21 protein-coding genes are annotated in these 23,118 nt (G+C 46.7%); 6 read left to right on the plus strand and 15 right to left on the minus strand.

Annotated features, from left to right (window positions below; all coding sequences use genetic code 11):
• On the minus strand, positions 1-432 hold a 432-nt coding region (locus RM811_RS05230; protein ID WP_402521489.1), incomplete at its 3' end, for a Na+/H+ antiporter NhaC family protein.
• A 63-nt stretch (positions 433-495) separates the two neighbouring features.
• Entirely contained in the window at positions 496-1,536 is a 1,041-nt protein-coding gene (locus tag RM811_RS05235) for a threonine aldolase family protein (protein WP_402521492.1), read from the minus strand.
• Positions 1,537-1,867: 331 nt separating this feature from the next.
• Here RM811_RS05235 and RM811_RS05240 point away from each other — a divergent pair, with 331 nt between their 5' ends.
• Entirely contained in the window at positions 1,868-3,340 is a 1,473-nt protein-coding gene (locus RM811_RS05240) for a PhoPQ-activated protein PqaA family protein (RefSeq protein WP_402521494.1), read from the plus strand.
• An 86-nt stretch (positions 3,341-3,426) separates the two neighbouring features.
• On the opposite strand, the gene RM811_RS05245 is transcribed toward RM811_RS05240, so the two are convergent.
• From RM811_RS05245 to RM811_RS05260, 4 genes are all read right to left on the minus strand, one after another.
• On the minus strand, positions 3,427-4,164 hold the full coding sequence (locus RM811_RS05245) for a sterol desaturase family protein (protein ID WP_402521496.1): 738 nt from the start codon (positions 4,162-4,164) through the stop codon (positions 3,427-3,429).
• 268 nt (positions 4,165-4,432) lie between these two features.
• Positions 4,433-4,666 (minus strand): DUF5692 family protein, encoded by a 234-nt coding sequence (locus RM811_RS05250; RefSeq protein WP_402521530.1) that lies wholly within the window; start codon positions 4,664-4,666, stop codon positions 4,433-4,435.
• Positions 4,667-5,504: 838 nt separating this feature from the next.
• Complete coding sequence (locus RM811_RS05255; protein WP_402521497.1) at positions 5,505-6,428, minus strand: hypothetical protein; 924 nt, start codon at positions 6,426-6,428, stop codon at positions 5,505-5,507.
• Between the two features lie 146 nt (positions 6,429-6,574).
• Positions 6,575-7,969: a hypothetical protein gene (locus tag RM811_RS05260; protein WP_402521499.1), complete on the minus strand. Its 1,395-nt coding sequence runs from the start codon at positions 7,967-7,969 to the stop codon at positions 6,575-6,577.
• Positions 7,970-8,842: 873 nt separating this feature from the next.
• Here RM811_RS05260 and RM811_RS05265 point away from each other — a divergent pair.
• Both RM811_RS05265 and RM811_RS05270 read left to right on the plus strand, forming a co-directional pair.
• Positions 8,843-9,928, plus strand: coding sequence for an efflux RND transporter periplasmic adaptor subunit (locus RM811_RS05265; RefSeq protein ID WP_402521501.1), 1,086 nt, complete (start codon positions 8,843-8,845; stop codon positions 9,926-9,928).
• The gene (locus RM811_RS05270; RefSeq protein ID WP_402521503.1) at positions 9,925-12,993 is read left to right on the plus strand and encodes an efflux RND transporter permease subunit; all 3,069 of its coding nucleotides are present in this window, start codon (positions 9,925-9,927) and stop codon (positions 12,991-12,993) included. The genes RM811_RS05265 and RM811_RS05270 overlap by 4 nt, the downstream gene beginning before the upstream one ends.
• 174 nt (positions 12,994-13,167) lie before the next feature.
• Here the strand turns inward: RM811_RS05270 and RM811_RS05275 are convergent, their stop codons facing one another.
• Together RM811_RS05275 and RM811_RS05280 are read right to left on the minus strand one after the other, a co-directional pair.
• Positions 13,168-13,299 carry a hypothetical protein gene (locus tag RM811_RS05275; RefSeq protein ID WP_402521504.1) on the minus strand — a complete coding sequence of 44 codons (132 nt, stop codon included), beginning with the start codon at positions 13,297-13,299 and terminating at the stop codon, positions 13,168-13,170.
• A 164-nt stretch (positions 13,300-13,463) separates the two neighbouring features.
• Positions 13,464-13,706 carry a helix-turn-helix domain-containing protein gene (locus tag RM811_RS05280; RefSeq protein ID WP_402521506.1) on the minus strand — a complete coding sequence of 81 codons (243 nt, stop codon included), beginning with the start codon at positions 13,704-13,706 and terminating at the stop codon, positions 13,464-13,466.
• 39 nt (positions 13,707-13,745) lie between these two features.
• Here RM811_RS05280 and RM811_RS05285 point away from each other — a divergent pair, with 39 nt between their 5' ends.
• Entirely contained in the window at positions 13,746-13,889 is a 144-nt protein-coding gene (locus RM811_RS05285; RefSeq protein WP_402521509.1) for a hypothetical protein, read from the plus strand.
• Between the two features lie 330 nt (positions 13,890-14,219).
• Here RM811_RS05285 and manA read toward each other — a convergent pair whose 3' ends face one another.
• The 6 genes from manA to RM811_RS05315 all read right to left on the minus strand — a co-directional run bounded on the left by manA (position 14,220) and on the right by RM811_RS05315 (position 20,469).
• Positions 14,220-15,428 (minus strand): mannose-6-phosphate isomerase, class I, encoded by a 1,209-nt coding sequence (gene manA / locus RM811_RS05290; protein ID WP_402521512.1) that lies wholly within the window; start codon positions 15,426-15,428, stop codon positions 14,220-14,222.
• A gap of 2 nt (positions 15,429-15,430) precedes the next feature.
• Positions 15,431-17,965, minus strand: a complete 2,535-nt coding sequence (gene ptsP / locus RM811_RS05295; protein ID WP_402521515.1) for a phosphoenolpyruvate--protein phosphotransferase — start codon at positions 17,963-17,965, stop codon at positions 15,431-15,433.
• A 59-nt stretch (positions 17,966-18,024) separates the two neighbouring features.
• A complete protein-coding gene (locus RM811_RS05300; protein ID WP_402521517.1) occupies positions 18,025-18,327 on the minus strand; it encodes a PTS fructose transporter subunit IIB in 303 nt (100 codons plus the stop codon).
• A 284-nt stretch (positions 18,328-18,611) separates the two neighbouring features.
• Positions 18,612-18,986, minus strand: a complete 375-nt coding sequence (locus RM811_RS05305) for a transcriptional regulator (RefSeq protein WP_402521518.1) — start codon at positions 18,984-18,986, stop codon at positions 18,612-18,614.
• Positions 18,983-19,333 (minus strand): hypothetical protein, encoded by a 351-nt coding sequence (locus RM811_RS05310; RefSeq protein WP_402521520.1) that lies wholly within the window; start codon positions 19,331-19,333, stop codon positions 18,983-18,985. Before RM811_RS05310 ends, RM811_RS05305 begins: the two co-directional genes overlap by 4 nt.
• 212 nt (positions 19,334-19,545) lie before the next feature.
• Positions 19,546-20,469 carry a helix-turn-helix domain-containing protein gene (locus RM811_RS05315; protein WP_402521522.1) on the minus strand — a complete coding sequence of 308 codons (924 nt, stop codon included), beginning with the start codon at positions 20,467-20,469 and terminating at the stop codon, positions 19,546-19,548.
• Positions 20,470-20,695: 226 nt separating this feature from the next.
• Between RM811_RS05315 and RM811_RS05320 the strand changes: the two genes are divergently transcribed.
• The gene (locus RM811_RS05320) at positions 20,696-21,748 is read left to right on the plus strand and encodes a PTS fructose transporter subunit EIIC (protein WP_402521524.1); all 1,053 of its coding nucleotides are present in this window, start codon (positions 20,696-20,698) and stop codon (positions 21,746-21,748) included.
• A gap of 129 nt (positions 21,749-21,877) precedes the next feature.
• Positions 21,878-22,189, plus strand: coding sequence for a PTS fructose-like transporter subunit IIB (locus tag RM811_RS05325; RefSeq protein WP_402521526.1), 312 nt, complete (start codon positions 21,878-21,880; stop codon positions 22,187-22,189).
• 84 nt (positions 22,190-22,273) lie between these two features.
• Here RM811_RS05325 and RM811_RS05330 read toward each other — a convergent pair.
• Positions 22,274-23,118 (minus strand): alkyl sulfatase dimerization domain-containing protein (locus tag RM811_RS05330; RefSeq protein ID WP_402521528.1); only part of this gene is annotated, 845 nt, incomplete at its 5' end.

Genomic DNA, 23,118 nt, shown 5'->3' on the forward strand with positions numbered 1-23,118 from the left:
GACAACGCCAATGGTGCCAACGGTTCCCCAGCTGGTGCCGGTAGCCAGGGACATTAAGCTGCAGAGAATCAAACCGGCGGGCAAGAAAATTGCCGGGCTGACGAACTCAATACCGTAGTAAACCAGGGTTGCCAGAGTGCCGCTTTGAATAAAGGCCGCAATCAAAACACCAATCAAAATAAATATATAAATGGCAGTGAGTGCGCCGGTGATACCGGAATTCATGGCATCCCGAATTGACCGAAAATCATAGCCAAGGGTAAGAGCACTGACGGATGCAATAAGTAATGCAATCAGAATCAGGCTATGCAGGCTCGTTTCCAGAAAAAACAGGCCAATACTGATGACACTGATAATAGCGGCGAGGGTAACAAAAGCGTGGATAAAACCGGGCTCTTGCCAGGACGCTTCTGACTGTGTAGATACCGTCAAACCAAAACTCCTTTCTTTATTTTGTCTATGATGGTTCTTTTGAAAAATGCAGGGATACCAGCATCAGGCTTTACACCATCGCTCGTTCAGTACCTTTGCTTCCTGCACAAAAGACTTTACCTCTTCTTCCGTTGTGTCGAAAGAAGTCACCATCCGATACACACCAGGCTGCGGCCCATTTTGATAGAAGTCTTTTATCGCCTGTAGCTGCACCGCCAACTCTGTAGGGATTGAGAAAAAGGCCTGATTGGTTTCCGCCGGACAAACCAGCTCAATATCCGGGCACTGGCTCAACCCTTCAACCAGCAGGCTCGTCATACTATTAGCCCGGGCAGCATTCTTCTTCCAAAGTTCATCGGTAAAAAGCGCCTTGAACTGGGCGCTGATAAAACGCATTTTGGAATGAAGCTGAAGCCCCTGTTTCCTTAAATGCAGGAAACCATCGGCAGCTTCAGTATTGAAAAAGACCAGCGCCTCGCCAAACATCAGCCCGTTTTTGGTTCCGCCCAGAGAGAGAATATCAATGTGCTCGCACATTTCTTCCAGGGTGCAATCAAGCGCCACTGCGGCATTGTAAATACGGCAACCATCCACATGCAGCAACATACCCAGCTCAGTACAGACCGTTTTAATAGCTGCAAGCTCATCCAGCGAGTAAACCGTTCCCCACTCGGTAGACTGGGAAATACTCACCAGCCTTGGACGGGTCGCATGCATTCCCCACCAGCTTTCATCCTGACTGGCTTTTAGAATCTGCTCTGGCACTATCTTTCCATGAGTAGACTTGACCGTAATCACCCGGCTACCGGTGGCATTAACCGGAGCCCCGACTTCATTGGTCACAATATGGGCAGTATCCGGGCAGACAATACTGTCAATGCTGCGCAGTGCTGCTTTACAGGCCAGGGTATTTGCGGCCGTTCCGTTATAAACGAAGAACACTTCTGCCGGTCTTCCCAAGGCTTGTTTGACCATCTCAATGGCTTCACAGGTCAGGGCATCATTGCCATAAGCTCCGGCATGGCCAGCATTTTCGGCGACCAAAGCACTCATAACTTCCGGACAGACACCGGAAGCATTATCACTGGTAAAAAATCGCGCCATGGGACCCACATCCTGCCTGCTATTGATAGAGAGGCAAATAGTACTCAAACCAGGGCAGCAAGCAAATAGTCAGCCTCACCCAAAATAAGCAAAACGTTGAAAAAGTTACTTGTACCAGCACATGGTTTCTCATTGAAGACGTAGGTTGGGTCGAGCGAATGCGAGCCCCAACAAACTATCCGCAATCATCGGTAAATTGTTGGGGCTCACTCCGTTCGACCCAACCTACCTGTCAAATGCGTTGAAAGCATGTACCAATAGTTTCACCTGCGTCAAAGTAGGCTATGTTATTAGTTGGAATTATGAACAACCCGACTAAATATAAACTTGGATGAAAACAATAATACGCTGGTTCATCACATGCACTCTGGCCCTGTCAGCGATAGCAATATCGGCTGGGAACCCTCTAAGGGATACGCCGTCACAGTGCAGTCATAACTGGCTAATAGATCATATGGAACATATTCTTCCCTGCTATCTTCTCAAAGAAGAGCCTGATTCTGGCTGGACTATTGCCCGGAACTCATTAAAAACGGTTCATCATGATGGCCGATCCACCGGTGTTTCCATCATTCATGCTGATCTGACCTCACTGCGCTGGCAGCCGGAAAAAAAAGTGCCGGTTGATTTCGCTTTATGGCAACACCGGTTAACCATCTACCATCCGGAAAACCTGAAGTTTGATACAGCACTGCTCTATATCAATGGAGGTATTATTCATCCAACCAGCCAGTTAGAGAAGATACCGCCAGAACCCGATCTGGACTTTGCCAGGATAGCAGCCCGAACCCAATCCATTGTTATTGACCTTAAAGATGTACCCAATCAGTTTCTTCAGTTTAAGAATACGCTCCCTTTAAAGGAAGATAACCTTGTCGCCCACACATGGAAGCTTTTTCTGGACAATCCCCGGAAAAACTACCACTGGCCTCTGCAACTGCCCATGGTGAAAGCCGCCATTGCCAGCATGAATGCCAGTGAGGAAATCCTGCAACAGCGCAAAGTGACTATCAGCGGTTTTGTTCTTGCCGGGGGGTCCAAGCGAGGGTGGACGGCCTCTCTGGCAGCCACTCAGGATAACCGGGTCGTTGCCCTGATTCCCCAGGTCGCTGACTTTATGAACATGAAAGAGATGATTGACCATTTTTTCAGTGTCTACCCGGAAGGCAATCCTGCGATCGCCCCCTACCTGCCACTAAGAGCAAAGTTCGACAAACCTGAAATGGATCAGTTAACTTCCATCATTGATCCTTATCAATACAAACAATTTCTCAGCCTGCCCAAGTTCATGGTGACTGCATCCGGTGACCATTTTATGCCTCCCGATACCAGCAAAGTATTTTTTGATGATTTGCCCGGGGAAAAGTGGATGAGAGTCCTCCCCAACCAGGGCCATTATATAAACAGGGATAATGTTTCATTGATTACCGACCTGACTGAATCATTCTACGGTGCTTTTATTCAAAATCGCACACTGCCCGGGGTTACATGGAATCAGGAAGGCAAATCACTGAATATCAAGACTTCCCAACGGCCAAAGGAAGCCTGGCTCTGGCAGGCCACTAACAAATCTGGAAGAGATTTTCGAAGGATAGAATCGAATACCGACCTCTCACCCTACATTCGCACAAGGGTGAAATTTAAATCTCACCGCAAGGGCTTTAGTGGCAATATACAACTCCCCCAACAGGAACACGGGTGGGCCGCCAGCTTTGTGGAAATGCATTTTAATAATACACCTTTCGCTGACTTGGTCTTTACCACCCAGGTGTTTGTTTCACCGGACAACTACCAACCTATTTAAAATCAGGGTTATCGAAAACCCGATGTCGTATGAGTCAATTCTCATGTGTTGTCAACGTTCACCTGATTGATTGGTCACGTATAAATTCATTTTTTTTTAAAAGAGGTTTTATTATTCACATCCCTGAAACATAACATATCAAAGACCCTCTGCTCCCGCCCTGTTTTATATCCACAGAGACCCTGATAGGTCTTTGGATTATAAAAGGTACCGAATAACATATCCCACAATGGAAGATCAGAAAAATTCTGGTAATGGTAGGAACGTTTGTGATGGATGCGATGCATTTCCGGCCTTTGAAAAAAATAGCCTACAAAGTGGGGTGTTTTGATATTCATGTGGGAGAAGAGTTGCACCAACCCCGTGAAGAGAGTTACAAAGGCCACTGCTGCGATATCCAGACCAAACAACGTACAATTAATGATCGCAATGATGATGCCGTCGATGATCATTTCTAATGGGTGTTTGTAGAAAGTCGTGATGGTCTCAACCCTGGCCGGGCTGTGATGAAACTGGTGAACAAGAAGCCATATAAGATAGGAGTCATGACGAAACCGGTGCCACCAGTAAAAGACGAAGGTGATAAAAAAATAGACTAGAAGTGCTGCTAGTGCGGGAGACAGAGAGTCTGATAGAGAGAATAGAGATACCCCCTGAAGCCAGAGATCCCAAGTATACACTCCCAGCATCACCACACCCAGCTGGAATATATTAACTATGATGCCCCTGATCCACCATGTGGCCACCTTCGGCAGCGTCTGATCAGGGAACAGCCTCTCTAACAACATAAGTGTGAGCCCAACAGCCAGCAAAATGGCGATCACTAAATATTCCTTTGTTTGGCATTGATTATTACAAGGTTGATTTTTAATCCGGCGGGTCGTAAGTTTCCTCGTTACTTAATTTCTTTTTCGTCAAAAAGTTTTTAACAACAATGATTCCAAGACAACAGTAAGCAACTGAGACAATAAGATTATAAATAAGCGGTGACATACTTCCGATAGAGTCCGGCCACTGAATTTGATAGCCGCCCTTTTCCAACGTAATAATAGCTAAAGCATAGAGGGATAGAATATATGCTCTTGTCTGAAGCTATAATCCATTGCACCAGATCATAAATATAATTGGGATTCCAAGAATCACAAAATGATCAGAATAATGACCAGGATACATACGACTCACAAATGCCAAATTCCACGCGCTATAAGCTACAACCCAAAGCCTTTCTATGGGCCAAATCATGCATTGGTCATGGTCAGATGATTTATGAATCAGCTTATAACTTCCCAAGGTAGCTACGAGCCCAATACCCAAGACAGCATTCATGATAAAGTCTCGCTGAAAATCGCTTACAACCGCTTCCAGAATATTGAGAGCCAAAAGAACCCATATAAATTTTACCGCCTGCTGGTACCAAGAGACGTGAAGCGGAAGAGATTAACCCAGATTATACTAAAAGCCAGAGTCAGGACCTTAACCCAACTGAACAGCCTTATTTCAATGTTTACAAAAATAACATTGAAAAAGAATAACGCTATCAGGGTTACAGGTAATAACCAGGCTGCCCACTGAAACCTTGTGACAAAATATCCAACAGCACCACATGTAACAGCCAGAGCCATTAGAAAAAACATTGGAAGATTTCCTCCATAACCCATGCCTCAGCATCATGGAATGGTACTTAATATAAGCCGCCATCGCTGAAATTGACTGGAGGAAAAGACGACTAATAGCAATAACCGAACGCTTTTCCCTCAAGGAAAGCCCTGCTCTTACGGTAGACATCAAGGATGTATTCGTTGGCTTGCACATGTTTCGACGTGGGTCGGTTTCCGAAGGAAGCCGACTCGTGAACCAGCCGCCATGCACTCGTCAAGGCTTGGAGATGTCGGATGGTTCGGTTGTCGGCTGATATACCTCCTCCTCTCTTGCCAGATCTTGCCAGATCTTGCCAGAGTAAGCTGATCTCTATTGGCTGGCGATTTGAGACCGCTTAATGTCTATCTTAAAAAGCTCTGCTAATGGTAGCCGACTATGATAGTTTTTCAAGATAATATAGTTGGCCAGATACTTATATCTCAGGCTCGTTTTTCTTCCGGCCCTTCGGGTAAAGAATACGAAGTTAAGGGTATACAAACCCGAAAATCATAACAACGAATAGAGTTCATGTCGGTTTAAATCTAACTCTCAACGGCCTTGGCCCCTGTGGTGGGCTTATATTGATAATTGTATCTGGCCTGCAGATAAATTTTATCTTGGGAAATATATAATGGGGATGAGAACTCTGAATAAAGTAGGGCTTTTCTCTGGCTGGTACATTTACAAATATGACACCACCATCTCTCGATGTCCTGTCCAGTGATAAATAAGGCAATAGTTCAGGAACGTGCAATTGATTATTAATCCTTGCCAACAGGGGTTTACTGAAGTTATACATCGCAATAAAGTAGCTGTAGATAACTAAATTAAATACCATGTCCGTTTTACACCAAACCGGCCAGACCCTCATCATGTCAAAGTAATATCTCGATTCTTCAAGGCTCGGCATTAAGCTTACACTCACACCTTCCAGTCCATGAGGACAGTTTTCAAATGTCTCACCTGTAGAAGTTACAGTTGTAACAACATGACATCCAGTCTGGATAGATTGAGTATTAAATCTCAGTGACAAGCTGTGCTTAATAAGCAGGTAAGTCCATTCTAATGGGACCTGAAAGGTGACCCTGTCTATAACACTACCGTTTTTCTTATCCAGTTCAATTAGTCCTGAAAATATTTTCTTGTGGGGTAGATAACCCAGAGTATTTTCATCAATAAATAAACTGAATGGCAGATCATCAGAAACTAAAAACTCAAGAATGCCATATTCATCGGTGAGCCCCATAAATTCCAGTTCACCTACCCAATTAATCTTATAAATCCTACCTCCATTAATTGGTATTTCTGCCTCGTAAAATCGAGCAAAAACCTCGATATTATACTCTTTCCCTGAAACAGAATAGCCCGATTGAGCAAGCTGAAAAACAAAGACAATCATGAATATGCTTTTCAACTTCCTTGAGCAGAAGTTAAACACCATTAAATACATACAAGCCGCTCCCCAATGCAGCCAGATTAAATATTAATTAAGAACAGTTCAAATCCATAGAACACACTCAGCAATGTTTTATAAACACAAACAGTCAAAAAATAAACCTCATGAGCCATGAACATCCTTAGCAGATACCGGATCAACTAAACCACTTCATCTTGAACAGCCTCCTCTAATTCATCTGAAAAACCATCATGTAATTCATGGTCTTTTCCACATGCACGACTTACTAAACCAAAGATCATCATCAATGGAATAAAATACAGAGCAAATGAAGTAAAAAATGCGGCATTAACTATAATGGGCCCACCCTTAGGTATTGAAGGAAGGTAACTGCCAAAACCGTCAATATCGCAATCTTCCAGATCTCTGAGTTTTTCAAGGTACTCCAGATTAGACGACGCCATAGTACGATAACAAAGAGCAAGAGCTACAGAAACCATAAATGCAGGGAGCTTAATTTTCCAGTTCTCAAAAATAACATCCTGAATCTCTTTTATAAAATCATTATCGCATAAAGCCACATATAAGTTATCAACACCTTTCGCTGCTTTATTTATAATAGATAATAATGATTGCCCTAAGATGGTCGCTGAAACTGCCCCACCATAACCAAATATATTACATACAGTATTCCAAGCAAAAGAGACATCCTGACTATAGTTAATACAGTCAAAATTATTATCATAAGAATCAATAGCTGTCTGATTGAAAAGAGATGTATCATTCAGACGAAAATGATCGCCACTTGCCGATGAAACCAGGCATCGCGCAGCCATAAACTCTGCGGTAAGCATAAAAATTGATACCGCTGAAATTAAAGTCACAGAAAACTTACCAGCTCCCGAAAACCTGGCAAAAACATTCGAAGATTTTAGAATCTCTCTTACATCAACAACAGTAACCTCGGAATCTTTTTCAGCCATGTGTTTTATAACTTTGGCAATATCCCGCATCAGCCGCCTATCACCAATCAATTGATCAACCTCAGAAACAACCATTTGCCGGTCTCTAGCCTTGACACCAGCAGATTCCTCCTCATCAAATGCTTTTATTAACAGTTTATTAAGTTCATTACTCTTCTTAATCAATAGACGTATATCATTATCAGTCATTCCATAAAGTGCCTTCATTCTGCTTTCACTTAAAGTTCCAACCATCTCTTTACTTAACGCAGTGAAGGTGTTGGTTCTAACAGCAGATGATAAACAGGCGGCTATTAATGCCAACGGCACGTTACCCGTTCGGTAATAAATACCAAAATAAGCCAGAACGGACTCAGGCAATGATCCAAAAAAAGGAATCAAACTCGCCCCCACTTCCTTACAAACCACTTTTGCTTTATCAACCGAATTCTTTTTCTGAAAATCCGGCCACTGCTCTGAAACGTCCAAAATCGTTTTAAACGTTTTACCTCCATGCAAAAGTGCCGTTCCTGTAAGTGAACCCCATAATGCTACTTCTCCAAGTGGAGTCGGTGAGGTTCCAGCCATACCAAAAAAATATAATGAGCCACATACACCTCCCGTTAATCCCATCGCCCCCTTGACTATTCCAGCCTTTTTATTATTTATGGAACTTTTTTCTACCGGTATACACTCAAGCTGCCTCTTAACATAAAGCAGCTTACGTAATAACTCAGATGATTTATCAATATGTTGATGTTGCTGATTTCTTATGATGCCCCCCCCGCCTATTACTAACTGCTCTGACTCTCCCGGTGACTCACTCTGCCGAACATATCGCCAGCCCGATTTACAGACCTCGGCATTATCCCTACTATCTATATAGTGTTCTGATGAGTGTGGAGCTGCTAAATGATCATCTGGCTGACTGCTACTGAGTGGGCCAGATTCTAAAGGCTTTTCTGCACCTGCATTTAATAATGACTCTGTGACATCCCTGTTAACAACTTCTCTTTCAGTAACACCAGATTGAATGAATACCGGTAAATCAGTTTGCTCTATGTAGCGTTCTGCGGATACCTTTCTCCCCCCCCCTCTGAGACGACATACCCACCCAACTTACCTTGAATTTGAGAGGATGTGGACGAACCACGAGGGGTAGCACCAAACTCTTGCCTGTGCGCTCCTACTACTTGTTGTTGATAACGCTCCATACCCCCCCTTAATAAGATTCTTTCTTTTTATTCCTTCAAAACAGAACCTAACCGTGCCTGATCAGAAAACCCTAAATTCCTTTAACATGTAATGCTCTACCCTGTCAGGATTTGCGCTCCAAAAGGATAGCGTATCATTATTCAAAAACCAGTTTTATTTTCCAAGTTGATTTCTACCGGATTTGTATTATTGTTCTATATTTTCCAGCATGCCTCCCTACTTAATAACACAGCACCATAAAATGAGGTACCAATCCAAGAAGAACGAATACCATCTTAGAGGAATACTCAAATGTATTGTGAATTTTTATTTCAAAACAAGTGCGCATTCCTTTTCATAATTATTTTTTGTTTTTCATACATTGAGCCGATTCACGCTGAAAATAAACATCCCATTGCAGTAAAAGTAAAGACTGTTCATTTTCAGGAGTATGCTCAACGCGTCCACACCAGCGGGATATTGTCGTACAAATCACAACAAACCCTTTCTTTTAAAACAGCAGGGCCTGTTGAACGCATTCTTGTTGAGGCTGGAGAGAAAATCAATAAAGGCCAATTGCTGGCCAGCCTTGCCCCGGATGAAATAAATGCTCAGGTGGATGAGGCCAGAGCAAGAGTGTCCCTTGCCAATAAGAACCTGCAACGCTTTCAGCAATTACACAGCAACAATGCGCTTTCCCTGGAAAAACTCCAGTCTTCAGAAACCGAACTGGCGGTAGCCCAAAGCAAATTACGTATCGCCCAGTTTAATAAGACATATTCAAATATACATGCATCGGCAAATGGACTGGTACTGCAGCGGCACGTTGAACCTAATGAGCAGGTGTCTCCTTACCAGCCTGTTCTTATTGTTGCCGACGAAAGTAAAGGCTGGGTGATTCGGGCCGGAGTCACTGATCAGAATATTGTACGACTGGCACTGGGTGATAATGCAATGGTTAATTTTGATGCACTGCCCGGTCAACCGTTCACAGCCCTCATTACCCAGATGACTCCACTGGCGACAGGTGCTACGGGAACATTTAACATTGAGTTCGAAATCAAAAGCAGCCAGCCACAGATTAAACATCAACTTCGTTCCGGTTTTATTGGCAAGATTGAAATCCAACCCGCTCAGGCCAATCCGGTGGCACTGATACCATTAACCGCCATTGTTCAAAGCGTATTGAATAACCGGCAACCAACGGCTGATGTATTGATTGTTAACCCTGAACAACAAACTGCAGAACTGCGTACCGTCTCTATAGACTTTCTTGAGGGTGAAGTTGCTGCCATCACCAGCGGCTTGAACCCGGGCGACCAGTTAATTACTACTGGAGCCGGACTGTTAAAAGAAGGCGATACAGTCAAGGTCATCCCCTGGGTGACAACGCCATGAAGCTTCCTGCCATTGCCATTCAAAATTACCGCTTCACATTGATCATTATTCTGCTGATGGTAATATCAGGTATTGTTTCTATTAATACCATGCCACGATCAGAAGACCCCCAGTATGAAATCCCTGCCGCCATGGTCAGAGTGCTTTATCCCGGCACCAGCCCGCTGGATATGGAGAGGCTCATCGTTGATCCTATTGAAGAAGCCATCAACGAGCTGGCTGATATCCGGGTTCTGAAAGCTAATATCGAGGATGGTCTTGCGGTTATTCAAGTGGAGTTTTTATACGGAAGCGATTCCCAGATAAAATTTGCTGAAGTTGTTTCAGAAATTACCCGCATCAGAGACCGACTGCCAGATGATATCGCGATTCTTACCATTGACCGGGTATCACCCAGCGACGTAAATGTACTGCAGGTAGCCCTGGTCGCCGATGATCACAGCTACCTGACACTGAAAAAATTGTCTGAAAAGCTTGAAAAACGCTTTGCAAGAGTGCCCGGTGTCAAACGCGCCACGGTAGAGGCATTGCCCGAACAACAACTGCATATTGAAGCGAACCTGGCCAGAATGAAAGCACTGGGTATCGGTCTGGAAGATCTGGTGCAAGCCATCCAACGCTCTGGCATCAACCGGCCCGGCGGGCATATTCTTGGGGGGGAAAGACGTTTTACGGTGATAACCAGTGGTGAATTCAGCACAGTAGAACAAATAAAAAAAACGCCGGTGCATGCCACCCCGGGCAATATTATTTACATTGAAGACATTGCCAGCATTAAACTGACCAATGCCCTGCCCACCTATGAAGCCCGCTATAACGACAAGAAAGCGGTGTTTATCAGCGTAGTGCAAAGAGAAGGGAGTAATATCTTCCAAATGATGGATGGACTCCAGGCCGAGCTGAATCAATTTCAGGAGCAACTTCCCAAAGGTATCAATATCGAACGGGCCCACGATCAGTCAGAATCGGTGGATGAACGGACATCCCTGTTTTTTGACAGTTTATTTCAGGGGCTGGTGCTGGTCGGCCTGATGACGCTTGCCCTGCTCGGCGTCCGGTCCGCTGTTGTGATAATTCTGGCGATTCCGGCATCCATTCTTATTTCTCTGGCATGGCTTGATCTGTTGGGCTTTGGCCTGCAACAGATGTCCATTGCCGGTCTGGTCATTGCCCTGGGATTACTGGTGGATAATGCCATTGTCGTCACCGAAAATATCAGTCGCTTTCTCAGACAGGGGTTCAATCCGTGGGAAGCGGCTGCCAAAGGCACCAGCCAGGTTGGCTGGGCAATAACCAGTGGCACATTGACGACAGTCATCGCCTTTATCCCCGTTCTGTTCCTGCAATCCGGTTCGGGCATATTTCTCCGTTCCATGCCGGTCACCGTAATTCTGACTCTGATTGCCTCTTTACTGATTGCCCTGACATTGACGCCATTGCTGGCAAGCCTGCTACTAAAAGGCGGTACCGCCTTACAGCCGGAAGATGCCAAAACCCCATTTCTGCAGCAGTTGATTCAGCGTTTTGCCAGTAGCACCTATCGACCCCTGTTAACTCACGGGCTCAAACACCCGTGGCAGGTACTGATTATTGCCGTCGTGATGGTGGCCGGGTCAATCATGCTGGCGAGGCAACTTGGGGTGAGCCTGTTTCCAAAAGCTGAAAAACCGATAATTCTGGTCAATATAGAACTGCCGGAAGGTGCCAGCTTTGACCAGACCAAAGCAATGGCCATCGACGTTGAGAAGACCATCAAGCCTCACCCCATGGTTCGTTCTATTACCACAAACATAGGTAGAGATAACCCAAGAGTCTATTACAATATTTTGCCAAAACGACAGGTGCCTAATTATGCACAACTGGTGGTGAAACTGAAATCTGGCAGACTCAGTGAGGTTGAACCCTTTGTTGACGACCTGAGATCAGCGTTTGTCAATATGGCCGGTGCACGAATTATTGTGAAAGAGCTGCTTCAGGGGCCACCCTGTGAAGCCCCGATTTCAATCCGGGTGATTGGTGATGATCTGAACAAGGTACTGACGGCTTCCCGGGCCGTTGAACAGATAATGATAAACACCCCCGGCACGGTGAATGTTGATAACCCGATTGATAAATCCAGGGTTAACCTTCATATCGATATCAATCGGGAAAAAGCGGCCATGGCTGGCGTATCCATACCATCCATTAATGAGGTAATTCGTGCCAGCCTTGTGGGCGTAGCGGTCAGTATCCTGAGAGATGACAGTGGTAAAGACTACCCGATTATTGTCCGTTATCAGGGAGAGTACCCGAACAGTGAGCACAGACCCAGAATAGAGGACTTTAACCATATAATGGTAAAGTCCACCACCGGTCATTTAATCCCCGTCAAACAACTGGTTGCCCTCCAAATGAAAAGCGCACTGCCCCGCTTTCAACACCATATGACCGAACGGATGACCCGTGTAACAGCAGATATCCAGGCCGGATATCAAACCGAGCCGGTGACCAACGCCATTGTCGTCTTTCTGGATCAGTACCCATGGCCGGAAGGAATCAGTTATCAGGTAGGCGGAGAACAGGAACAACGGAAAGTATCGTTTGCCGGCATGAGCAAAGTGTTGCTGATTGCCATTGTCGGCATTTTTGCCATACTGGTGCTTCAGTTTAATTCTTTCTCTCAGCCCGCCGTGGTATTCGCTGCCATCCCGTTTGCCGTTACTGGCATGATTCTGGCCTTATGGCTGGCGGGTTACACATTTTCATTCACTGCTTTTATTGGCCTCACCGCACTGGTTGGTATTGTGGTCAATAATTCCATCATACTGGTTGACTACACAAATCTGCTCCTCAAAGAAGGGCGGACATTAAAAGAGGCGATTCTTGAATCAGCACAAACCCGCCTGCTCCCGATTTTACTGACGACAGTGACCACCATTGGCGGACTACTGCCACTGACACTTTCAAACTCGGCTCTGTGGACCCCCATGGGGTTGACGATTATTGGTGGTCTGCTAATCTCCACACTGTTGACACTGATCGTGGTGCCTGTACTTTACTTTCTCTTCAGCCGTCAGCCTGTATAGAAATGTCCTGAAACAGGATTAAAAAAATTAAAGAGCACAATAGAGACAACCATCAGGAAAATTATGACTGATTTCATTGATCACAGATATTATTGAATCATTCCACGGAGACTTTTATTCAATATCAATCTGCCAGTGGAAAATAGAAAAAGACATCCGACTTTACTCACGACATTAGCAGGCAAGCTCATTATCATGCTTTCTGGTATCAGATCGCTGGCTTAAGCTTCGATACTGAGCAGCCAGCACGGATTCAGATGCAATCCCGGCCTCATAACTTCCCAGAAAACTCATCACTGTTATCATTATCTTGGCCCCTGTTCGAATCCTTCCTAACATAATGACATCCTTTTCATTACATTGAGTACGACTCAAACTATCCTATAAGTACTGTTTTTTAACCATAACAATACTGACAGTATCTATAACAAACGGATCAGACTCTCTGACCCTGTATGCCCAATAACAGATTACACCGCTATTTCTGTATTTTTACGAAACGCTACAGGTGTCTCAGCCTGCCACCGTTTGAAAGCTTTGGTGAAATTACTCTGGTCCGAAAACCCTAACAGTTGAGTAATCTCACTCAACGCCAGTTTATTCTGGCGTAAATACTTTTTCGCTATTTCATGTCGAACACCTAATAACACCTGACTATAGTTTGTACCCAGCTCATGTAACTTACGCCTTAACTCTTGGATAGTGACAGCCATTACCCATCCCTGAACAACTGTGAGCAACCTGACCAGGAATTGATTAATGACATCCTGATTAATGGTGCCAGATTCACCGAGCAGGTGATTGCGCCACTGAATCAGCAGGGAGACGAGGAAGGCTGCCGCTTTGAAGGTGGTGATGTTCAGACACCAGCAGGATTTAAAGAAGCCTTTGCGTAGGTCGGTTCGCTTGCTAGCCGACACCCGAACCAACCGCCATGCACCCCTCAATATCGGAATTGTCGACGGGAAAAGACAGTCGGCTCCCCTGAACGGGGAACCGACCTACATGGATTGGAACCTGCTTTTGAGTTTTGCGACAACCTCGCTCTGCGTGGGAATGCCTACGGAGCTGCCCGCATGAGGAGCAACCTCTCTTTGCCCTGATTCCCGGGAATTTCATTCTGATTGTTACATTGGTGACGGGGCGGTATGCGTTCCCACGGGGGACCGTGGGAACGAGTTCGGAGGGTTTGACTCGCATTCAGAGTCGTAGCCTTATCGACAGACTTAATATTCCAGTCGTATTTTTTGATAAGTCTCAGGTTCTGGTAAATTGGAGCTGGCAACAAAGAGCTGGCTGTCAGCCATAATGTCCAGCGTTAACTCCGTATCCACCATAACAAAAGCACTTTCACCACGGCCCAGGGTAACATCACCATTGATGGTCACCACACCCTGCATCACCAGCAGCACCATGGGTTGTGACCGGGCTGGCCAATGCAGTGCCGTTGTCTCCTGAACCGCCACTTTTTCAAGGGCAAAATCCAACACCGGAGCCGAATAGCTTACCCGGGCTTCAGCCACCATTGTTCCTTTCAGAATCCGGGGACGAACAGCCTCGGTGCGAATAACCGACAACAGTTCCGGAACATCAATGTGCTTCGGCGTTAACCCGGCTCGCAGCACATTGTCAGAGTTGGCCATAATCTCAATATTCTGGCCATACAGATAAGCGTGAGGGATACCGGCATCCTGAAAAAGCCCCTCGCCCTCCTGCATAAACACCAGGTTCAACAGATAGATCGACAACATCCCCGGTTCCAGCTGGCCACCAGCACTATCAGCAGCTTTCAGAAACCAGTAATCAGGCTCGTGCTTACTGATTTCCGGCAATTGTCCAAGCCGGTTAGCCAATGCTGCCATGGTCGTTAACAGGTCGTCATTCGGATGAAGCATAACCTCCCGGTAAAAAGCATCCATACCCACGGCTTCAAGCTGGTCAGCCAGCCCGGTCAGCTCCGGATGCAAGCGAAGAGCGGTACAGGCGGATGCTTCAGTACGAAAACCATGCAATAACCAGAAATCACTCAGGGCCACCATAAGTTCCGGCTTGTGGTTAGCATCCCGGTAATTCCGGCCGGGAGCATCCACAGGAATGCCCGCCAGCTCTTCCCGGGCAAATCCCTCCCGGGCCTGTTCCAGCGTCGGGTGTACCTGAATGGAGAGCATTTTCTCCACATCCAGAACTTTCAGCAGAAATGGCAGTGTCGCAAACTTCTCTGCCACTTCCCTGCCCAGCATCGCTTCTGACTCGTTACTGATAATCACTGACAGACTGTTGCCGTCTATCAGCGAAGGTGCTTTTGGGTGTGCTCCCAGCCAGAGTTCGGCCCAGGGCTGTTCATCCAATGGCCGATTGACCAGCTCCGGCAGGAACTGCTGGCCACCCCATTCATAATGCTGAACACTGCCTTCCAGAGAGAAGATTCTTGTCATGGTCACAGTTCCAGTTCCTGACTGATATATGCCATCAGTTCCTGCTGATCTACACAGGCAGCCAGTGAGGCGCGGAATTCATCACGCATAATCCGCCGGGCCAGTTGAGCAAAGATTTTCATATGGGTATTGCCCGCATCACTGGCGCGAACCGTCAACATAAACACCGTGTCGGTGAGCATCTCATCGCCTTCGTTCCACAACACCGGTTCTTTCAGTTTCATAATGCTGATGGTGTTGGCGGCGATGGTGTCGGATTTGCAGTGGGGGATGGCAATACCAAAGCCCAGCATGGTGGGAGAGATACCTTCCCTTTCCCAGATGGCGGTTTCTGCGCCCTGACTGTCCATCAGTCGTCCATTCACCTGAAGGTTGTCGATCAGGGTTTTGATCACTTCGGCTTTCGTACGACAGTCGGCGTTAACCAGAATCGTTTCAGAGGTCAAAATGGGCAGCTGGCCAGAGGTTTCCTGCCGATTTTTCTTTAACAGAGTGCGTACTTCTTCGGCAGTTTCCAAGTCCAGTGCTTCAGCCAGCAGGGCTTTGCAGCTCTCTGCACTCAGGCCGTGGATGGCTTCTTTCACTTCCGGAATACGGGGAGCGCCAAGGCTGATTTCATCCAGCTGCAAACCAATAAGCAGCGGCATATGGGTTGGGTCACCGGCAAACTCACCGCACATACCGACCCAGGAGCCAACCTTATGAACTTCATCGACAATATGCTTTAACTGTCGCAAGAAGGCAGGGTTCAGAGAGTCGTAAAGATATTCCACATTGGCATTGCCACGGTCTGCGGCCAGGAAATACTGGGTCAGGTCATTACTGCCAATACTGAAGAAGTCTACGTAACGCACCAGCTGATCAATAATAAAGGCACAGGACGGTACTTCCAGCATCATACCCAGGGGAACATCTGACTTATGGGCCACCTGCTGTTCAGTCAGGGTTGCAATCACTTCGTTATAGGTTTCACGTAACCATTTTGCTTCAGCTACCGTTGCCACCATAGGCACCATGATTTTGCAGTTACCATAAACGGCAGCACGGAGAATGGCACTTAACTGGGCTTTGAAATAGTCCAGGTATTCCGGATAGATACGCACCGCCCGGTATCCCAGGAAAGGGTTTTCCTCAGCACCAATATTGAAATAATCCACTGGTTTGTCACCACCGATATCCATGGTTCGGATAATCACCGGGCGGTCACCGGCATGCTCAAGAGCCTGCCGGTAGATGGCCAGCTGTTCTTCTTCTGAAGGTGGCTGGTTGCGATCCATATAAAGCATTTCGGTACGGAACAAACCAATGCTCTCGGCACCATTGGCAAACGCAATTTCGGCTTCTTCCGCACTGGCAATATTGGCAGCCACTTCAATGGACTGACCATCAACGGTACAGGCGTTTACCTTCAGATATTGTTGACGGTTTGCACTCAGGCGATCCAGCTTTTGCTGTTCCAGCTGATAATAGCGATGAATAGAATCGGATGGTCGTGCAACAAGCAGGCTGTTGCCGGCATCAAGAATTGCAATTTCTCCAGCAGCGATATGGTTTCTGGCCTGCTCTATACCCACAAGCACAGGAATACCAAAGGAGCGGGCCAATATCACCGTATGAGAGGTTGAACCACCGGACTCCAGCACCAGACCTTTCAGCAGGCTACGGTCCAGCGCCAGAAACTGGCTGGGTGCCAGATGATCGGCAATACAGATACTGTCTTCCGTCAGGGATTGATCCGAGGTCTGGAAGCTTTCTGTGCCATACACTTCAACAATTAAACGGCTGCAGACATCACGAATATCCAGTACCCGCTCTTGCAGATACGTATTGCTGGATTCGGCAATCAGGTTGGCATAGTAATCCTGTGTCGTCAGAATAGCGGCCAGAATGGACTGGCCTTCCAGCAGCTGACTCTGCAGATTATTGTTCAGTTCCTGATCGCAAAGCAGTGACAGGTGAGCCTTGACGATGGCCTGTTCTTCGCCGGTGCTGCTTTCTGCCTGATGCTCCATAATCGCAAGCAAGTGTTGACGCGCACTGTCGAATCGCTGCCTTTCTTCACCAACGGAACCCTGCTGAACAGAGTCCACAGACAGTGTCAGAACCGGTTCTCCCAAATGAATGACTTTGCCGGTTGCTACGCCTGCGCTGACAGCGGTTCCCCGCCAGCTATCCATTTTTTCCTGTCTCAACATGTAGGGCAATGGCTGTTGCTGCGTTGCCTTTAGTTCCGGCAGGGCATCATCACAACTCAGAAAACGGCCTTCCAGAAACTGTTTCAGCTGTTGCTGTGCGGACTTAACCGCCTCAGCTTCAGATTGCCCTTCAATAGAAATAAGACACTGGTCATTCAATGAAATATCGCAGGCAATCATCGACAGAACACTGCTGGCATCTGCCATCTTCTGATTTCGAAGATTGGTAATCCGAACATGGCAACCCAGGGGCTTTACCACTTCCATAATGGCGTTAGCAGGTCGGGCGTGGAGTCCGTTAGGTAATGGAAAACGGAATTCGAAAGTTGTGATGTTATTCATAGAGATATAGACAGCTTTGAAAAATATAAAAAATAGAAAGTTAATACTGAAATCAGAATTCAGGGTTTAGTTAAACCATCAATAATTTTCTGTGGTGCAGTTAAAATGTCGTCTATGGTGACGGAAACGGTTTTGATGCCATCGAAACGATTGATGTTATCAATGGCTACATCACTGGTAAGAATTACCAGGTCAGCTGCGCCCAGGTCGGCGTGAGTAATGGGATTGATAATGCCCAGGGCTCCCTGGGTTTCCACCTTGATGGTGTGCCCGCGGGTTCTGGCGCAATGTTCCAACACATCGGCAGCCATGTAGGTCTGGGCGATGCCGGTAGAGCAGGCGGTCACGGCAACTATATTCATAACTGACTCTCTGGTGGCTGATGGCTCTCTGGTGGCTGATGGCTCTCTGGTGGCTGATGGCTCTCTGGTGGCTGATGGCTCTCTGGTGGCTGATGGCTCTCTGGAGGCCAATGGATGGTGATCAATAGACCCCATCTTATGAATCAGTGCTGCAAACGAAAATCCTAAAAATCCATCATTAATGGTAAAAAGCTATCATTGCTCTAATTTCAGCCAGTTAACTGATGGTAAGTTGACAAAGATCAACATTATTTCCCACCCTCGGAAATCTAAGGAAGCACAACTCAGAAAACATAATACTGCTCCCTGTTTTCAAAACAAAAACTGGTGGCCAGCGGTACTGGTTTTTTGCAGTTACCGGATGTTTTTTCCAACCGGACAATTTTATGTTTTTCAAGAGACTTGAGGATTCTGGACAGGTTATTGTCTTTTCTACCCGTTAACTCGGAAAGTGCCTTGATAGACTCTGGCTTCGCTTTCGCCATCAGCCGTAATAGTTCAATATTCTCATTAGAGAGCAACTGAGCGGCTGCCTGAAAAGACTCAAACCAGATTTTAGGCTCCCCACGAACCGGCGTGTATTGACCTTTAGCAATGGCCAGTAGTCTTGCCCGGTAGGCTTCTTTAGGCATGATGCCGATTTTCATTACCTTGTTCATTCTTCTCCCTCCAGTAAACGAATAGCTTCATCCGCGCCTTTAAAAAAATCTTCCATAAGCGTTCCCGGATCTGAAAATTCATAGGGCGTACCTTTATCACTAATGGTTTGGTGCTTATGGTCCCAACAATAAATATGCCCACTATACCGATTGCCCCTGACTACTTTTATGCCATGGGCATTATCCATACCGAATATTCGTTGACCATAACGATCAAGCAATACCAGGTTGTATTTCAGCCCGTGGGGGCGGCGAGCGTCTGGTTTTACCTGCCTGACCTCTATCAGGATTTTGTACCCCTTGTCATCGGTGAATTCTTCACCATCCAGCAAATAAGAGGTTTTCAAGACCTGCTTCTACATTCACAACCTTTTAACCTATCACCTGCTGATAGGTTAAATGTAGATGCAAATCCACCGGAAGCAAAGGTAAAATCCGGATCATTTAGTAAGACCCAATCCTAAAATGAGCCTGGGTATCGCGCAGAGTTCAGGAGCAAGGGAAGTACAAGCGTCCACTCGGGGGACCGTGGGAACGAGTTCGGAAACATTATTTACCATCAGCTCCCATAACTGGCCCGGTATTCTCCCGGTGTCATGCCGGTGTGCTTCCGAAACACCCTGCCCATATAACTGCTGTCCTTGAATCCTGTTCTCAGGGCAATATCCAGCATATTCATCTGGTATTGGCCTAACAGCATCTTTGCCCGGTCAATTCTCACCAGAGTCAGGTATTCATTAAATCCCAGCCCGCCTTCCTCCCGAAACAGTCGGGAGAGATGATTAGGGGAGATATTGTATTCCTGCGCCACCGACTCCCGGGTAATACCCGCACCAAAATTCTTCTGCAAATAGAGGGTGATGGTTCGCCATTTATGGTAAGTGGCTGACTGGCTCGGCTCACACTGTTCACCGGTTTTTTCACGACAATAGCGCAATAACCCTTCGGCAACACATTTGGCCGCAGAACCTTCACGCTGGCTGATGGCCAGGTCATTAAGGATTTTTTCCAGATAAAAGCCTTCATGCTGCAGGGGATCATTGATGGTCGCCTTATCAACGGAAACCTTTCCTGCCAGGGTACTGAGGGTCAGACTCATGCCGATCTGATAGTGGCCAAACAGGATGGTCAGCGCCCGGCAATCCGTGCGCCAGTCCGGTATATCCCAGGTTTGAGCGGGGATATAAATCACCTCGCCAGGCTGAACGACAATATCTTTGTATTCTCCCTGATGCCCAATGGCCGTTCGATACTCACCCTCCAGCACGTAGATCATTCGGGAGAACTTAACCAGAAAGGCATTTTTCGGGTAGCTGTCCGTATGGGAGGCAAACCAGACCGAGCCGAAAGTGGCGGTGCTGAGAAAATGGTCAATATGGTGATTAATCTGACTGAAACTGTTCACTAATAATGCTGCTATACCACTGGAGCGCGCATCATATAAACAAACCACATCATTATATTGATACAAATCAACAAGCATTAAGAATCCTGCCGAATGTTACAAAAGTACCGTATCTGAATCATTTCACAGATTTCTGACAACAAAATTCTCCTTTATATTACACGCCAATGTTTGGTTGGGTTAGATGCTGTTCGCTTTTGAGAAACCAGCACACCCAACAAAACCAGACCTTATTTATGTGTTGTGTTTAACCTCTTTTAACCAGTAAAACCGGAAGCCAGACCATTCGGGCCGGGGGGAAATCATGAAAAAAGATCTCGCAATATTAAAGCGACACCTGCTGACTGGTACCAGTCACATGCTGCCGTTTATTGTGGCCGGTGGTGTACTGCTGGCTCTGTCGGTAATGCTGAATGGTAAAGGCGCCCAACCGGAAGGTATTTTCCTGACCGGTATCTGGGATATGGGTATTGCAGGCTTTACCCTGTTTATTCCGGTGCTTGGTGGTTACATCGCTTACTCCATTGGTGATCGTCCAGCACTGGCTCCGGGTATGATTGGTGCCTATCTGGCCAATGCCAACGGCACCGGCTTCCTGGGTGCGATTGTGGTGGGCTTCATGGCCGGTTACGTTGTTAACCAGCTGAAAAGAATTCCACTCCCTAATAATATGAAGGCTATTTCCACTTACGGCATCCTGCCAGTAGGCGGCACCTTTATTGTATCTGCCATGGTTATCTGGGGCATTGGTCAGCCTATCGCTTCTTTGATGGAAGGTCTGAATGGCTGGTTGTCCGGCATGGGTGATGGCTCTAAAACGGCTCTGGGTGTAATACTTGGTGGTATGACAGCATTCGATATGGGTGGCCCGATCAACAAGGTTGCCACCCTGTTCGCCCAGACACAGGTATTTGATCATCCAAATCTGATGGGTGGTGTCGGTGTTGCCATCTGTGTGCCACCTCTGGGTATGTTCCTGGCGACCCTGTTGTCCAAAAAGAAATACTCTGACGAAGAACGTGAAGCCGGTCGTGCAGCAGGCCTGATGGGTATGATTGGTATCACCGAAGGTGCCATTCCTTTTGCCGCTAACGATCCACTGCGTGTTATCCCTGCTATTGTTGCCGGTGGTATTGTTGGTAACGTTATCGCCTTCAATATGAACGTACTTAACCATGCACCATGGGGTGGCTGGATTGTCCTGCCGGTGGTTGAAGGTAAGCTGGGTTATGTGCTTGCTACCGTTGTCGGTGCTGCGACCACGGCCCTGATCGTTAACTTCCTGAAAAAGCCGATTGACCAGCGCACGGAAGAAGACGTGGCAGATGACGAAGATCTGGTGCTGGACTTCGAATAAGCATGACCGGACAAGCCTTAACCGTTTAAATATTTAATCAGAAAATGCCGCCTGATACAGAATCATGAAAATGACAGGGATTCTACAGGCAGCATTTTCTTTGTAAGAATTTTTTAGAGAATCTGTATCATGAAAATGCTGGCCGTAACTTCTTGCCCATCCGGTGTCGCCCATACTTACATGGCTGCTGAAGCCCTTGAAAAAGCCGCCAAAGATAAAGGCTGGGAAGTGAAGATTGAAACCCAGGGTTCTTACGGTATTGAAAACCGCATTGAAATGGATGATGTAAGCGATGCGGATATCATCCTGCTGACCAAGGATATCGCCATCAAGGAAGAAGAGCGTTTCCGTGGCAAGCCCATTGTTCGTGTGGGTGTTGCGGATGCAGTGAAGAAAGCACCTAAGATCATTGAACAGATTGCCAAAAAACTGCAGCTCTGAGATTGATATTTCTCTCGTTGTAGAAAAACCCGGTAGCCAGATAATGGCCACCGGGTTTTCTTGTTTTGTCGTTCGGAAACCGACCTACAACGCGGCAATATCCTTTTCCGTTGCCGCAATACGAGACTTCAACCATCCCGTTTCACTGAAGTTACTGCCATTCTCATAGGCATGCTTTAACAGCTGATTCAGTGCCTGCAACCGCAGTTCATAGGCTGCTTCATAACCGGGCTCTCCAGCCAGAACCATTTCGATATAATGCAGTGCCTTAACAGGTTGGTTATTACTTACCTGCTCTTCAGCCTTTGCCATCAGAGGTTCAGCACCACCAATCAGTCCAGCCAGCTCAGGATAGAGTTGACGGACAGGTACGGAGTACAGTTCAGTCGTAGACTCAAAATGGAACCAGGTGCTGTAATATTCCCAGATGCTGCGGACATTCCAGGAAATCTTCCCATGCCCCTGACTAAGGTTGATTTCGTCAGGCAGCCGAACCTCATCCATTAACTGCCACAGTGTTTTTCCTGCATTCATCCCGGCAATGGTGGCATCGTGAATATAACGGGTCGCTTCCCGCATTTTGGCCAGATCACTCTGTAATTGTTCAGCATCTGTCAGAGGGTCAAAATGACTGGGAAGAATCATTTCGGGCTTCAGCTCTACCATGGTGTCCAGCGAGTCGATATAGGCGACAGGGTTACGGAATCGCTCACCACGGAGGGTAAACAGATTAGGTACCATCGGGAATAAAGGACCAAAGACATCACCGGTAAACAGTGCTTTCTGTTCTGGAATCCACATCACCAGATTATCATCGCCTTCGGCTCCCGGGGTTGGGATAATCTGAAACTGAACACCGCCCAGTTCAAACTCATAGCTACTCCCATCCTCCACCACGATATCCCCATTAATGCCACCATAGGCAAACA

This window comes from Endozoicomonas sp. (assembly GCF_031844845.1).
Classification (GTDB): Bacteria; Pseudomonadota; Gammaproteobacteria; order Pseudomonadales; family Endozoicomonadaceae; genus Endozoicomonas.

Excerpts from the sequence above, each read along its gene's own strand:
- RM811_RS05235 (WP_402521492.1), bottom strand. The coding sequence starts at position 1,536 with ATGGCGCGATTTTTTACCAGTGATAATGCTTCCGGTGTCTGTCCGGAA.
- RM811_RS05240 (WP_402521494.1), top strand. The coding sequence starts at position 1,868 with ATGAAAACAATAATACGCTGGTTCATCACATGCACTCTGGCCCTGTCA.
- RM811_RS05250 (WP_402521530.1), bottom strand. The coding sequence starts at position 4,666 with ATGAATGCTGTCTTGGGTATTGGGCTCGTAGCTACCTTGGGAAGTTAT.
- RM811_RS05255 (WP_402521497.1), bottom strand. The coding sequence starts at position 6,428 with ATGTATTTAATGGTGTTTAACTTCTGCTCAAGGAAGTTGAAAAGCATA.
- RM811_RS05260 (WP_402521499.1), bottom strand. The coding sequence starts at position 7,969 with ATGGGATTAACGGGAGGTGTATGTGGCTCATTATATTTTTTTGGTATG.
- RM811_RS05265 (WP_402521501.1), top strand. The coding sequence starts at position 8,843 with ATGTATTGTGAATTTTTATTTCAAAACAAGTGCGCATTCCTTTTCATA.
- RM811_RS05270 (WP_402521503.1), top strand. The coding sequence starts at position 9,925 with ATGAAGCTTCCTGCCATTGCCATTCAAAATTACCGCTTCACATTGATC.
- RM811_RS05275 (WP_402521504.1), bottom strand. The coding sequence starts at position 13,299 with ATGATAACAGTGATGAGTTTTCTGGGAAGTTATGAGGCCGGGATTGCA.
- RM811_RS05280 (WP_402521506.1), bottom strand. The coding sequence starts at position 13,706 with ATGGCTGTCACTATCCAAGAGTTAAGGCGTAAGTTACATGAGCTGGGT.
- manA (WP_402521512.1), bottom strand. The coding sequence starts at position 15,428 with ATGACAAGAATCTTCTCTCTGGAAGGCAGTGTTCAGCATTATGAATGG.
- ptsP (WP_402521515.1), bottom strand. The coding sequence starts at position 17,965 with ATGAATAACATCACAACTTTCGAATTCCGTTTTCCATTACCTAACGGA.
- RM811_RS05300 (WP_402521517.1), bottom strand. The coding sequence starts at position 18,327 with ATGAATATAGTTGCCGTGACCGCCTGCTCTACCGGCATCGCCCAGACC.
- RM811_RS05305 (WP_402521518.1), bottom strand. The coding sequence starts at position 18,986 with ATGAACAAGGTAATGAAAATCGGCATCATGCCTAAAGAAGCCTACCGG.
- RM811_RS05315 (WP_402521522.1), bottom strand. The coding sequence starts at position 20,469 with ATGCTTGTTGATTTGTATCAATATAATGATGTGGTTTGTTTATATGAT.
- RM811_RS05320 (WP_402521524.1), top strand. The coding sequence starts at position 20,696 with ATGAAAAAAGATCTCGCAATATTAAAGCGACACCTGCTGACTGGTACC.
- RM811_RS05325 (WP_402521526.1), top strand. The coding sequence starts at position 21,878 with ATGAAAATGCTGGCCGTAACTTCTTGCCCATCCGGTGTCGCCCATACT.